General features: G+C 71.5%; 11 protein-coding genes. 2 read left to right on the top strand and 9 right to left on the bottom strand.

The window, feature by feature from the left end:
- Positions 1-81: 81 nt before the first annotated feature.
- Positions 82-1059, bottom strand: coding sequence for an ABC transporter ATP-binding protein (locus ACSC1Q_RS13215; RefSeq protein WP_436758973.1), 978 nt, complete (start codon positions 1057-1059; stop codon positions 82-84).
- 542 nt (positions 1060-1601) lie between these two features.
- Here ACSC1Q_RS13215 and ACSC1Q_RS13210 point away from each other — a divergent pair.
- Positions 1602-3029, top strand: a complete 1428-nt coding sequence (locus ACSC1Q_RS13210; RefSeq protein WP_436758972.1) for a condensation domain-containing protein — start codon at positions 1602-1604, stop codon at positions 3027-3029.
- A 130-nt stretch (positions 3030-3159) separates the two neighbouring features.
- On the opposite strand, the gene ACSC1Q_RS13205 is transcribed toward ACSC1Q_RS13210, so the two are convergent.
- Together ACSC1Q_RS13205 and ACSC1Q_RS13200 are read right to left on the bottom strand one after the other, a co-directional pair.
- A complete protein-coding gene (locus tag ACSC1Q_RS13205; RefSeq protein WP_436758971.1) occupies positions 3160-4050 on the bottom strand; it encodes an NAD(P)-dependent oxidoreductase in 891 nt (296 codons plus the stop codon).
- 3 nt (positions 4051-4053) lie between these two features.
- On the bottom strand, positions 4054-5088 hold the full coding sequence (locus tag ACSC1Q_RS13200) for an NAD(P)-dependent oxidoreductase (RefSeq protein WP_436758970.1): 1035 nt from the start codon (positions 5086-5088) through the stop codon (positions 4054-4056).
- Between the two features lie 160 nt (positions 5089-5248).
- Here ACSC1Q_RS13200 and ACSC1Q_RS13195 point away from each other — a divergent pair, with 160 nt between their 5' ends.
- Positions 5249-5584 carry a winged helix-turn-helix transcriptional regulator gene (locus tag ACSC1Q_RS13195; RefSeq protein ID WP_436758969.1) on the top strand — a complete coding sequence of 112 codons (336 nt, stop codon included), beginning with the start codon at positions 5249-5251 and terminating at the stop codon, positions 5582-5584.
- 23 nt (positions 5585-5607) lie between these two features.
- On the opposite strand, the gene ACSC1Q_RS13190 is transcribed toward ACSC1Q_RS13195, so the two are convergent.
- The 6 genes from ACSC1Q_RS13190 to ACSC1Q_RS13165 form a co-directional block, all read right to left on the bottom strand.
- Positions 5608-7659 (bottom strand): anthranilate synthase family protein, encoded by a 2052-nt coding sequence (locus ACSC1Q_RS13190; RefSeq protein ID WP_436758968.1) that lies wholly within the window; start codon positions 7657-7659, stop codon positions 5608-5610.
- Entirely contained in the window at positions 7656-8438 is a 783-nt protein-coding gene (locus ACSC1Q_RS13185; protein ID WP_436758967.1) for an isochorismatase family protein, read from the bottom strand. Before ACSC1Q_RS13185 ends, ACSC1Q_RS13190 begins: the two co-directional genes overlap by 4 nt.
- 68 nt (positions 8439-8506) lie before the next feature.
- Complete coding sequence (locus ACSC1Q_RS13180; protein WP_436758966.1) at positions 8507-9277, bottom strand: 2,3-dihydro-2,3-dihydroxybenzoate dehydrogenase; 771 nt, start codon at positions 9275-9277, stop codon at positions 8507-8509.
- A 13-nt stretch (positions 9278-9290) separates the two neighbouring features.
- A complete protein-coding gene (locus ACSC1Q_RS13175) occupies positions 9291-10766 on the bottom strand; it encodes an amidohydrolase family protein (RefSeq protein ID WP_436758965.1) in 1476 nt (491 codons plus the stop codon).
- Complete coding sequence (locus tag ACSC1Q_RS13170; RefSeq protein WP_436758964.1) at positions 10763-11044, bottom strand: phosphopantetheine-binding protein; 282 nt, start codon at positions 11042-11044, stop codon at positions 10763-10765. Before ACSC1Q_RS13170 ends, ACSC1Q_RS13175 begins: the two co-directional genes overlap by 4 nt.
- Before the next feature lie 7 nt (positions 11045-11051).
- Entirely contained in the window at positions 11052-12851 is a 1800-nt protein-coding gene (locus ACSC1Q_RS13165; protein ID WP_436758963.1) for a (2,3-dihydroxybenzoyl)adenylate synthase, read from the bottom strand.
- Position 12852 lies beyond the last annotated feature (1 nt).

Raw genomic sequence — 12852 nt, 5'->3', positions numbered from 1 at the left:
CGTCGTCCGTCTCGGTCCGTCGAGGCCGGGAACGGGGTCGAGGTCGGGGTCGGGGTCGGGAACGTGGACATGTCGTCCGCCTCAGTCCGTCAGGGTCCGGCCGGACAGGCGCAGGAACACGTCCTCCAGCGTCGATCTCCGGACGAGGGCGGTGATCGGGGTCATCCGCGCGGCGGTCACCCCGGCCAGCGCCGCCTCGCCGTCGTGCGTGTAGACCAGCACCCGGTCGGGCAGCGGCTCCACCCGCTCCCCCTCGCCGGGGCTGACCAGGTCGTGGAGCTTCTCCGCGGCCTGCTCGTGCTCGTCGATCCGGAACCTCAGCTCCAGGACCTCGCGCGTCGAGTGCCGTCGGATGAGCTCCTGGGGCGACCCCTCGTCCGCGATGAGCCCCTTGTCCATCACCACCAGGCGGTCGCACAGCTGCTCGGCCTCGTCCATGTAGTGGGTGGTGAGCAGCAGCGTCACGCCCTGCTGCTTCAGCCTGAACAGCCGGTCCCACAGCACGTGCCGCGCCTGCGGGTCGAGCCCGGTGGTCGGCTCGTCGAGCAGGAGGATGTCCGGCTCGTTGATCAGCGAGCGGGCGATCGTGAGCCGCCGCCGCATGCCGCCGGACAGCGCCCCCAGGGTCTCGCCCGCCTTCTCCTCCAGCTGCGCGAACTCCAGCAGGCGCTCCGCGCGCTCCCTGATCACGAGCCGGGACAGCCCGAAGTAGAGGCCGTACATCGTCAGGTTCTCGCGCACGGTGAGGTCGGGGTCCAGCACGTCGTCCTGCGGGACCACGCCCAGGCGCGCCCGGATCCTCCGGCCGTCGCGCGCGGGGTCCATGCCGAGGATGCGCAGGGTTCCCGCGGTGGCCGGGGAGACGCAGCCGAGCATGCGCATCGTCGAGGACTTCCCCGCCCCGTTGGGGCCGAGGAATCCGAAGGCCTCCCCCTTGTCGACGTGGAAGTCGATCCCGGCCACGGCCTGGAACCCGGTGCCCCGCCTGTCTCTGGGCGGGTACGTCTTCTTGAGCCCCTCCGCCTGGATCAGCGGTGTCGCGCTGTCATCGTCCGCCATGGCCCCCTCGACTCTCCGGCACGATCGGTCGGCTTCCCCATAGATCACGGGATCTTCACGACATGATTTTGCAAGAGTTAGAGCAGGTTGCGCAATATATTTACCTAGCGGATGGGACGTCACGCGTCGGGCCGGGCGTCCCGGAACCCCGGAACCCCGGAACCCCGGAGGCCGAAGACCGAAGCCCCGAAGCTCCGGAGACCGGTGCCTCGCGAGCGTCATCGCGTCACGAGCGTCATCGCGTCGCACCCGGAGCGGTTTCGCGGCCCCCTAAAGAGCTTGCGGGTTTTTCTCAAGTTGTTTCAGATTAAAGCGCATATTGTGCATTCAGAGCGCGCGTCCTACGATCGCAGCCAGCCCGAGGAATGGAAGTCGGGAGACGCGCGACGTGGGCTTTGTGACACCGAAACCTGACCGCATGACCGGTGCCGCCTGTCATGAATGGCCGGAACCCGTCGCACCCGCTCTCCATTCGAGGGTTATGCACTGCTTTCGCAATTAATGACATGTTAATTACGTTTTACGGGCAAAAAGGACGGACAATGCGCACGTCTCCCTCTGTCAAGGCGCCCCATCCCGTCAGGACGTTCCACCGGGTCACGGTTGCCTTCCGCGCGCCGTACGGGGACCGGGGATCCCTGACGTGGGGGCAGACGGCGATCTGGGAGGTGCTGCGCTGGCTGCCGCCGGGGGACGCCTCGCTGAACCTGCTCGCCGTGTGCGAGGTCGAGCCCGGCCGCGACGTCGACGACGTGCTCGCCGCCGTCCGCGCGCTCGTCGAACGCCACGACGCCCTGCACACGCTGTTCTCCCGGGACCACCTGGACGGGAGTCCCGTCCAGGTCGTCCTGCGCTCGGGCGAGCTGGAGGTCGCCGTCCACGAGACGGGGACGAGGAACCCCGGCACCGTGGCGGCGTACGCCGGGGCGAGGCTGCGTGACCTGCCGTTCGACGTCGGCGGGGAGCTCCCGTTGCGGGTCGCGGTGGTGACCACGGGAGGCGTCCCGGTCAGGGTGGTCCTGGTAGCGAGCCACATGGCGGTCGACGGCTGGAGCCTGAAGATCGTCTGCGACGACCTGAGGACGCTCCTCTCGGTCCCGTCCGCCCTCGGACCTCCGGCGGAGCAACCCCTGGGGCGTCTCGCCTACGAGAACTCGGAACGTGCCAGACTCCGGGAACGGCGGGCCTTCGACTACTGGGCCGAGGCCGTACGCGAGCTGCCGCGCGTCTGGCTGGAGGACCTCGGACGGGGCGGCGAGGCCCGGCAGGGCTGGTCCGAGATCCGCTCCCGCGCCCTCTCGCGGGCGATCCGCGCGCTGGCCGCGCGCGCGTCCGTCACCCCCGGCGTGGCGCTCCAGGCCACCGTCGCGCTGCTCCTCGGCCTGTACAAGGGCGAGGACGACGTCGCCCTGCGGCTCATCGTGTCCACCCGCTTCAAGCCGGAGACGCGGCGCTTCGTGGGGGCCTTCAACCAGAACGCGCTGCTGCGGCTCCGCCTCCGCCACGAGTCGTTCTCCGGGTTCCTGGCCCACGCCGGAAGGGCCGCGCTCGCGGCCTACAGCACCTGCGAGTGCGACCCCGTCCGGCTTGAGGAGCTCGTCGCCCACGTCACCGGGGAACGCGGCATCGGCACGGACGGCTACTGCTTCTACAACGACATCAGGTTCGACGCCCCGGCCCCGCCCGCCGGGCGCCCCCTGTCCCCGGCGGAGTACGACGCCCTGCTGGACGAGACGGAGCTGGTGGAACCGCCCCACGACACCGACCAGAAGGGCGCGACGTTCTTCCTGTACGTCCACGAGCTGTCCGAGCGCGCGGTGCTCACCCTGTGCGCCGACCGGCGCTTCCTCGGGCCGAGGGGGCCTTCCGACTTCCTCCTGGATCTGGAGTGGCTGGCCGTGGAGGCGCTGCGCACGGACGCCGGGCCGCTCCGGCTCGCCGAGGCACTGGCGAGCCGACAGCGGGGGTGACGGTGACGGCCCGGAAGGTGGTGGTCGGTGCCGGGGGTGACGACGCGGGAGGTGGTGGTGCCGGGGTTCCGTGGTGACGGCGGGCGCGTCGGGGATCCAGGCTCGGCGGTCCTCCCCCCGGGCCGGAAGGTCACGGTGCCGGTACGGGCCTTCTGAGCACCTCCGCCAGGCGTGAGAAGCTGTCGCCGCCCCGACCGGCGTCGATGGCCCGCCGGGCGACGGCCCGGGCGGCGTTCAGCACACCGGTGTCGATGCCCCGGGCCTGGGCCGCGTGGACGATGTGCTCCATGCCGGCGGCGGCCGAGAGGATGGTGGACTGGTCGCCCGGGTGGTCGCCGCTGTCGAGGTGCTCCGCGAACTCGTCGACGATGTCGGGGAGCAGGGCACCGATCCCCTTGGCGAGCGGGGCGAGGTCCCTGGCCGCGATGCCCTCGGCGGCGGCCAGGGCGAAGGCGTGGACGAGACCGCTCATGGACGTCCAGAAGAGGTCCAGCAGGGCCACGTCGTGCGCCGCCGCCCTCCCGGGGTCAGCGCCCAGGTAGGCGGAGGTGCCGCCCAGGCTCGCCAGCGCCCGCCGATGGTTCCGGTAGACCTCCTCCGGTCCGCTGTACAGGACGACGGCCGCCGGTCCTCCGATGGTCGGTGTCGGGGTCATGATGGCCCCGTCGAGGTAGCCGATGCCGCGCTCGGCGGCCCACCCCGCCATCAGGCGGGCGCGTTCCGGCGTGTCGGCGGTGAGGTTGACCAGGGTGCGGCCCTTCAGCGCGTCGGCGGCCGGGTCGGCGATCGCCCGCACGGCGTCGTAGTCGATCACGCAGGCGATCGTCAGCGGGCTCGCCCCGACCGCGTCGGCGACCGTGTCCGCGCGGGCCGCTCCCCTGGCGACGAGGTCTTCGGCCCTGGCGGCCGTGCGGTTCCACACGGTCGTGGGATGGCCGTGCGCGAGGAACGCCCCGGCCAGCGCCTGACCCATCGGTCCCAGGCCGAGAACCGTCACGGGGGCGGGGTGGTCGTGGGTCATGTCCTACTCCGATCCGAGGTGGTGCGATACGACGTCGTGCGATCCGGCGTCCGTGGCCCTCGCGGGGTCCGTGGCCCTCGCGGGGTCCGCGCCTTTCGCGGGGTCCGCGCCTTTCGCGGGGTCCGTGGCGCTCGCGGGGTCCGTGGCGCTCGCGGGACCTGTGCGGAGCAGGTCGATCAGGGCCGAGAGGCCGTCGTCGCCCCGGTTCGCGGCGACCCCCCGGTCGAGGAGCGCCCCCATGGGCTTCAGCAGTTCGGTGCTGACGCCCTGGTCCCTGCCGGTCTCCAGCAGGTTGACGAAGCCCGTCGCCTGCATCCCCAGGTTCGAGGTGGTGGCGGAGTGGTCGTTCGCGTCGTACGCCTTCGCCATCGCGGGAAGGCTGGTGAGCATGGCGTTGAGCCACGAGACCACGAGCGGCGTGAACTCCGTCGCCGGGATCCTCTCGGAACCGGTCAGGGCGACGGCCTGGAGGAAACCGCCGAACATCCCGTACATGGCGCTGAGCAGCGCGATGTCGTACAGGGACGCCCGGCCCGCGTCCTCGCCCAGGTAGTCGACGGCGCCCAGCGCCGACAGGGTCCCCTCGTGAGCGGTGAACGCCCCGGGCGATCCGCTGCAGAGCACGAGGGATCCGGGGTTCCCGATCATCGGGGGGACCGCCATGACGCCGCCGTCCAGATAGTCCGCTCCCCGCCCGGACACCCAGCGGGCCAGCTCGCGCGCCTGGCGGGGCGTGCCGTTGGTGAGGTTCACCAGAGTCCGGCCCGCCAGGAGGCCGGTCACGGTGCCGGGTGCGCCGAGGATCTCGCGGACCGCGTCGTAGTCCAGCACGCAGACCACGACGACCGGGCTCGCGGCGATCGCCTCGGCGGCGGTGGCCGCCTCGGTCGCGCCGCGCTCGACGAGTTCCCGGCCCTTTCCCTCGGTACGGTTCCACACGGTCGTGGGATGGCCGTTGTCCAGGAAGGCCCCGGCCAGCGCCTTTCCCATCGCCCCCAGACCGATGACCGTCACCGGCGGCCGATCGTCGGTATTCATTTGTCCCCCTGTTTCATGCGATGTCGGCATAGGAAAGTCCCAGCCCCGGATCTCTTCGTGACCCCGGCTGGGACGTTTCGATGCTGACGCTTCGCTGAAATTTCCTCAAGTACCTACTATTTTGTCAGGTACTAACCTTTTTGTAAGTATGGGGAACGGGATGAAGAAACAGACCTACTCGTGCGGGCTCGACGCCGCCGTCGACGTCGTGGGCGGCAAGTGGAAGGCGCTGATCCTGTGGGCCCTCCATTCGGGGGCCCTCCGGTTCGGGGAGCTGAGCCGGAGGGTGTCGGGCATCAGCGAGAAGATGCTGATCCAGCAGCTCCGGGAGATGGAGTCGTACGGGCTGGTGCACCGCGAGGTCTATCACCAGGTCCCGCCGAAGGTGGAGTACTCGCTGACCGAGTTCGGTCACTCGCTCAACACCGCGCTCATCCCGCTCGGCGAGTGGGGCGAGATCCACATGGAGACCATCGAGGCCATCCCCCGCCCCTGAGCGCCCGTCCTCGACGTCCGTCCTCAGCGCCGAGCGCCCGGGAGCCCCTCGGCCGGGACGGGGTGCTCGGCGTGTACGAGCAGGTCACTGAGGACCTCGCCGAGGATCTCCACGCCGTTGCGGGTGAGCACCGACGCGGGATGGAACTGCACCGAGACGAAGCCGGGGCCGCGCAGCGCGTGGACCTCACCGCTCGGCGCCTCCCTGAACACCTCGACCGTGCCCTCACGCTCCGGGCAGGGGAACCGGTCGGCGGCGCTGCGGGCGGCGAAGGTGTTGTAGAAGCCCACCAGCTCCGTACGTCCCAGGAAATCGATCTTCCGCTGCACGCCCTGGTTGGGGAACGGGTTGCGGCTGATCTCCAGCCCGAGCAGCGTGCTGAGCACCTGGTGGCCGAGGCAGACCGAGAGGAAGGGGATGCCCAGTTCCAGCAGGCGCCGCGTCGCGTCCCTGAGGTGGGCGATCTTGAAATCGTCGTGGTCCCTCGGGTCCCCCGGCCCCGGGCCGACGATGACCAGGTCGTACTCCTCCAGCCGATAGTCCTCGTCGAACCGGCGCACGCTGACCTCGCACCCCAGCGCGGCGATCTGGTGCCTCGCCATCGCGGTGAAGGTGTCCTCGGCGTCGATCACCAGCACCCTGCGTCCGACCAGCCTGGGCACGAGGTGGCTCCGGTTGTCCGGGCCCTCGAACCAGAACCCGGCGAGCGGCGCGTTCCGCTCGATCAGCGCCCGCCGTATCCGCGGGTCGGTGCCCATGTCCGCCGGCTCCGCGGGGGCGTCGGCGCCGCCTCCCGGCGTGTGGCGCAGCGCCTCCAGCAGCCCGGCGGCCTTCGTCCGGGTCTCCTCCGCCTCGGAGGCCGGGTTGGAGTCGCGGACCAGCGTGGCGCCGACGGAGATCCGCATCCGGCCCGTCTCGTCGATGTCGGCGGTACGGATGACGATCGCGGAGTCCAGCGCCCGCCCGCCCGCCTCGTCCCGGCCGATCAGCGCGACCATGCCCGCGTAGTAGTCACGGCCCTCGGGCTCGTAGCGGCTGATCACCCGGCAGGCGCTCTCCAGCGGGCCGCCGGTGACCGTGGGCGCGAACATCGTCTCCCGCAGGATGTCGCGAACGTCCAGCGAGCTGCGACCCTCGATCAGGTACTCGGTGTGCGCCAGGCGCGCCATCTGCTTGAGGTACGGGCCCACCGTGCGGCCACCGAGGTCGCACACCCGGCCCATCATCTTCAGTTCCTCGTCGAGCACCATGTAGAGCTCGTTCGCCTCCTTGCTGTCGGACAGGAAGCCGAGCACCCCGCAGACCTCGGGCCCCTCAGCCGGGTACCGGTAGGTGCCGCTGATCGGATTCATCACCACGGTGCCCTCGTCGAGGCTGATGTGCCGCTCGGGCGAGGCGCCGACGAAGGTACGCCCGCCGGTGTGGATCACGAAGGTCCAGTGGCAGCCGGGGTCCCTGCCGAGCAGCCGCCGGAAGAACGCGAGCGCCGTGTGGGTCGACCAGTTGGTGATCTCGGCGGAGAACGACCGCTTGATGACGAAGTTCGCGCCCGTCCCCCGGCCGATCTCCTCGGAGAGCACCCGGCGCACGGTGGCCGCGTACTCCTCGTCGTCGGAGTCGAAGGCCCCCTCCCCCAGCTCGATCGGCCCGTCGGGGAGCCGGTCGAGGACCTCGGCCATCGGCAGCACGGCCTGGTCGACGACGGTCATCGCGAGCAGCGGGGCCTCGTCGTCGGGGAAGGCGTACCCGCGCTCGCCGATCTGGCGGTACGGCAGCATCGCGAGCACATCGTGCCGGGCACCGGCGCCTCGGGCGTCGTCGTCGGGCGGCAGCGGGATGTCCGCGATGCGGCCGACCTCGGTGGTCTCCCCGATGAGCACATCGAGCCGGTCAGGGCCGGTCGAGCCCGGACGGTGCAGCAGGGCGAACGGGGGCGCCTCCGGACCGAGGATCCGGTCGAGCGGGGTCGCCTCGGTCGTCGGCCCGCTCGCCGTCGAGCTCGCCGGCCCGGTGACCGGGCCGGTCGCCGGGCCGGACGCCGATCCGGTGACCGGGCCGGGCATCGTCTCCGTCATCGTCTCGCTCCTTCCAGGACCGCCTCATCCAGGGCCGCTTCGTTCGGGGTCGCTTCGTTCAGGGCCGCCGTGTTCGGGGTCGCCTCGTCCGGCGTCGTCCCGTTCACGGCCGCTCCGTTCATGTCCGTCCCGTTCACGGCCGTTCCGTTCAGCATCGCCAGGGCGGACCGGGTGGACAGCGTCACCGAGCACCTCGACGCCGCGTACTCCAGCGCCTGCCGGTGGTAGTCCCGCGAGAAGTCGGCCACCGCGTCCGCCACCACGAACGTCTGGATGTCCTGGGAGAACCCCTCGTGCGCGGTCATCAGGATCCCGACGTGGGCGTACACCCCGCAGATCACCAGCTGGTCGCGCCCCCTCTCGCGCAACAGGTCGAGCAGGCCGGTACGGCAGAACGCGCTGGGCCGCCACTTGGTGAACACGATGTCGGGGCCGAACGGGGCCAGCCGGTCGATGATCATCCGGTGTTCCGGGTCGGGGTTCATCCCCGCGCCCCAGAAGTCCTTGAGCAGGCCGCGCTGCTCGTCGGTCATCCCGCCGGGCTGGGCGGTGTAGACGACCGGCGCGGCGAGCGTGGCGAAACGCGCCCGAAGGGTCGCGACGTTCTCCACCAGGTCGGTCGTGGGAGCCTGCCCGTGCGGGAACGGGCTCAGGAAGTAGTTCTGCATGTCGTGGATGAGCAGCACCGCGCGATCGGGGTCGATGGTCCAGCGCGCGATGTTCTCGGGCAGCTCGTCTTCGGTCGGCATGGGATAGGACTCGATCGCCGGGATCGCCATGGTGTGCCTCCGCTCTTCGTGAGGTTCCGGGCTCTGGGGCCCGGTCGGGCCGGGTCGTGCTCAGGTGCTCAGTTGCCGAGGGCGGCGCCGCCGTCGACCGTGAGGTCCTGCAGGGTGATGTGCGCGGCGCGGTCGGAGAGCAGGAACAGCACCGCGTCGGCGACGTCGGCGGGCCGCGCCAGCCGTCCCATCGGGATGCCGACCCGGAAGGTCTCCGGCGCGCCCTCGATGGAGACCTTCAGCGCGTCGCCCCCGGCCCACAGCGAGGTCAGCATCGGCGTGTCGGTGGAGCCGGGGGCGACCACGTTGCACCGGATCCCGTGCTGGGCGAGCTCCAGCCCCAGGCACTTGGTGAAGCTGCTCGCCGCGGCCTTGGACGCCGCGTAGGCCGCCATGTTCCAGCGCGGGGTCCTGGCCGCGTTGGAGGCCAGTGTGACGATCGCCCCGGCTCCGCGGGGGATCATCCGGTTGGCCACCGCCCTGCTGACGTGGAACACGCCGGTCGCGTTGACCGCGAACGTGGTGTCCCAGTCGGCGTCGGTGAGCGAGGCCCCCGCGCCGACGCGCAGCACCCCGGCGGCGTTGACCAGGTAGCCGATCGGCCCCAGCTCGCGTTCCGCCCGCTCCACCGCGATGTCCACCTCCGCGCTGGAGGTCACGTCCACGACGAGGCCACGGACGCGGTGCCCGGCCTCGGAGAGTTCCTTGACGAGCGGGTTCAGCGCCTCCGCGTTCGCGTCCACCGCCGCGACGGCGACGCCCTCGGCGGCCAGCGCCCGCACCACCGCCTCGCCGATACCGCCTGCCGCCCCGGTGACCAGGGCCGTCCTGTCACGCATCGGTGGTACCTCCTCATCGGCGTGCCGCACGGGTCAGCGTGGCGACCAGCTCGGGATCGACACCGAGGCAGCGCACCGAGAAGGTGCCGAGTGCCTCGATGTAGTCGGATTCGAGTTCGTCCTCGTCGAGACCGGTGGCCCGGCCGCCCTCCACCAGGGTCCGGCCCGCGACGATCACGGTGTCCACGTCCGTCGAGCCGCCGAGCGCGAGGAAGCTCTCCAGCGGGCGCGGGTTGAGCAGGTAGCGCCAGTCGTCGGCGGGGACGAGCAGCAGGTCCGCCTGCTTGCCCGCCTCGACGCTGCCGATCTCCCCTGCCCAGTCCAGCCCCCGGGCCGGGAGCCGGGTGGCCATCGCCAGCGCGTCGGTCGGCAGCACCTCGGTCGGGTCGGCGTACATCTCGTTGTAGATCTGCCAGGTGACCCGCATGGCCTCGGCCATGCCGCCGAGCGGCAGCGCGGCGCCGTCGGTGGACAGCGAGACGTCGAGCCCGGCGCGCCGGAACTCCGGCATCGCCCGGGTCTCGGTCAGCGAGGACTCCCCGGCCGGGCCGTACTTCGCCGGGGAGTGGCTGATGTGCGCGTTCGCCGCGACGAGCATCTCGCGCTCCTCCTCGTCGGCGAACGCGCAGTGCACCGCCATGAAACGGTCGGAGAGCAGGCCGAGCTCGGCGAACCTTCGCACCGGGGTCGTGCCGTAGTAGCTCCGCGTCACCTCGGCCTCGTTGCGCAGCGCGCCGACGTGCGTGGCGAACGGCACGTCGTACCTGGTGACGAGGTCGGCGAAACCGGCGCCGAGCTCGTCGGTCATGTTGACCCCGTAGACCGAGGTCGGCCGTGCCCGCACCAGTCCGCTCGTGTCCTTCGCGCAGTCGCGCAGCAGGTCCTCGATCCGGCGCAGCACCACGTCGGCGTCCCGGGTCCTGCGGAACCGCGACTCGCCGGGGGCGCACACCGCGTCGCTCGCCCAGGTGCTGACCACGCAGCGCATGCCGAGGTGGCGGGCGGCCGAGGCCAGCGCCTCGGGCCGGTTGAACGAGCCCACGTCCCCGAGGGTGGTCGCGCCGGAGCGCAGCTGGGTCCACATCGAGTAGCGGGCGATGGCCTCGGCCTCGTCCGGGGTGAGCCGGTCGATCTGGTCGTGGAAGGAGTCGAAGACCACCGAGATCTGCTGGAGGTCGCCGCCCAGCGCCATGAACGCGGGCTTGTCGTCGCGGTCGGCGGCGGGGCGCAGCGCCCCCTTGAAGGGGAACCGCATGGCGAACAGGTCGTGCCAGTGCGCGTTGACGAAGCCGGGCAGGATCATCTTGCCCCGGGCGTCGATCGTGCGCAGGTTCTCGCGCCGCCGGGGCTCCAGGGCGGCCTCGACCTCCTCGGTGGTCCCGGCGGCGACGATCCGCTCGCCCTCGACGAGCACGGATCCGTCGGGGACGACGCGCGCCCCGGCGTCGGCCGGGTAGAGGCAGCCTCCCCGGATCAGCAGCGCGCTCATCCGACGGCCTCCCCCGATTTCACCTGGCGGGCCTCCCAGGCCGCGTGCAGGTGCCGCTGCCACGCCTCGACGGTCGGTTCGGCGGCGAGCTCGCCGAACTCCACGGCGATGCCCTGGCGGCGCCATCGGGTGACGAGCCGCATCATCTCCAGGGATCCGAGCCCGAGGAAGACGAGGTTGGCGTCGCCGGTGATCTCGCCGGGCTCGGTGCCGATGATCGTCGCGACGGCCTGCCGCAGGTCGTCGGCCGTGGGCGGTGCTGTGATGTCGCGTTGCATGTCTGGTTCACCTTTCCTGGCGTTCGGGGGTGGATTCGGTGGGCGTCCGCTGGGGGGACAGGACCGGGTCCATGCGTTCGGGGGTGGATTCGGGCGTCCAGCGGCGGGACAGGGACGGGTCCTTCGCCGCGGCGGCGAGGACCTTCTTGTCGATCTTGCCGAGCGGGGTCAGCGGGAAGTCGTCGACGAACTCCACGCGGTCCGGCAGCTTGAACTCGGCCAGCCCGCGCTCGTGCAGCGCCCGCTTCAGCTCGGCCAGCGCCGGCTTCCCGTCCCGCTCGCCCCGCTCGCCCTGCTCGCCCTGCTCGTCCCGTTCGCTCCGGTGGACGATGAACGCGTAGATCCGCTCGCCGAGGAACTCGTCGGGGACCGGCACGACCGCCGCCCTGGCGACCGCGGGGTGGGTGAGCAGGTGGCCCTCCACCTCCCCGGCCGCGATCTTGTCTCCGCCGCGGATCACCACGTCCTTCAGCCGTCCCTCGATGACCAGGTTCCCCTCGGCGGTCAGCCGGGCCAGGTCACCGGTGCGGTAGAAGCCGTCCTCGGTGAAGGCCCGCCGGTTGTGCTCCTCCGCGCGGTAGTAGCCGCGCAGGGTGTACGGGCCACGGGTGAGCAGCTCGCCGGTGACGCCCGCGGGCACCTCGGCGTCCCGCTCGTCGACGATCCGCACCTCGTCGGCCGGTGAGATCGGCCGCCCCTGGGTGTCCACGACGGACTCGGGATCGTCGCCCTTCCTCGACATGGAGAGCATTCCCTCGGCCATGCCGAACACCTGCTGCAGGCGGCAGCCCAGCTCGGGCTCGATCCGCGCGGCCAGCTCCGGCTGGAGCCTGGCCCCGCCGATCTGCAGCACGCGCAGGCTGGACAGGTCCGTCTCGGCCCACGCCGCCTCCTCCAGCCAGAGCTGCGCCACGGTGGGGACGACCGAGGTGACGGTGACCCGCTCCCGCTCGATCGCCTGGAAGCAGTCCTCCGCGACCGGGCTCTCGGCGAGCACGACCGTGCCGCCGGAGCCGAGCGTGCCGACGACCCCCGGGCAGCCCCAGGTGAAGTTGAACTCCACCGGCAGCGCCGCCAGGTAGACGTCGTCCGCGCCGAGCTCGCAGAGCTCGGCCACCGCCCTGGTCTGGTACGCGTAGTCGTCGTGCGTGCGCGGGATCAGCTTGGGCAGCGCGGTCGTCCCGCCGGAGAGCAGGAAGAACGCCACGTCCGACGGGTCGCTCCCGGGGAGCGGGACGGGGTCGGCGTCCACCTGTGAGAGCGGGATCACCGTGCCGCGTTCCTCAGCCGCCTTCTCGCCGGTCTTCTCACCCGTCTCCTCGCCGGTCTCCTCGTCCAGGACGAAGATCCGGCGCAGGCTCGGCACCTCCTCGGCCATCCGCAGGGCGAGCGCGGTGTGGTCGAACCCGCGGTGGACGCCGGGGACGACGTACCCGGACGCGCCGGACAGCTCGCACAGGTGCCTGATCTCGTTGGCCCGGTGTGACGCCAGGGAGAACACCGGCTTGGCGCCCACCCTGAAGAGCGCGAAGGCCACGACGACGAACTCGGGGACGTTGGGCAGCTGCAGGACGATCCGGTCACCGGGCTCGACCCCGAGCCGGTGGAAACCCGCCGCCATCCGGGCGACCCGGTTCTCCAGGTCGCGGTAGGACAGCCGCAGCTCCCCGCCGACGAGTGCCGTACCGTCTCCGAACGCGCGGGCCCAGGTGCGCGGGAGGTCGCCGAGGCGCTCCCCGCGCCAGAGTCCCTCGCGCCGGTACCGGTCGGCGAACTCCTCCGGCCATGGCGTGCATCCGTCAAGCATC

This window comes from Streptosporangium heterodermiicola (assembly GCF_051390675.1).
GTDB lineage: Bacteria > Actinomycetota > Actinomycetes > Streptosporangiales > Streptosporangiaceae > Streptosporangium.
This window is presented reverse-complemented; position numbering and strand designations above follow the sequence as displayed.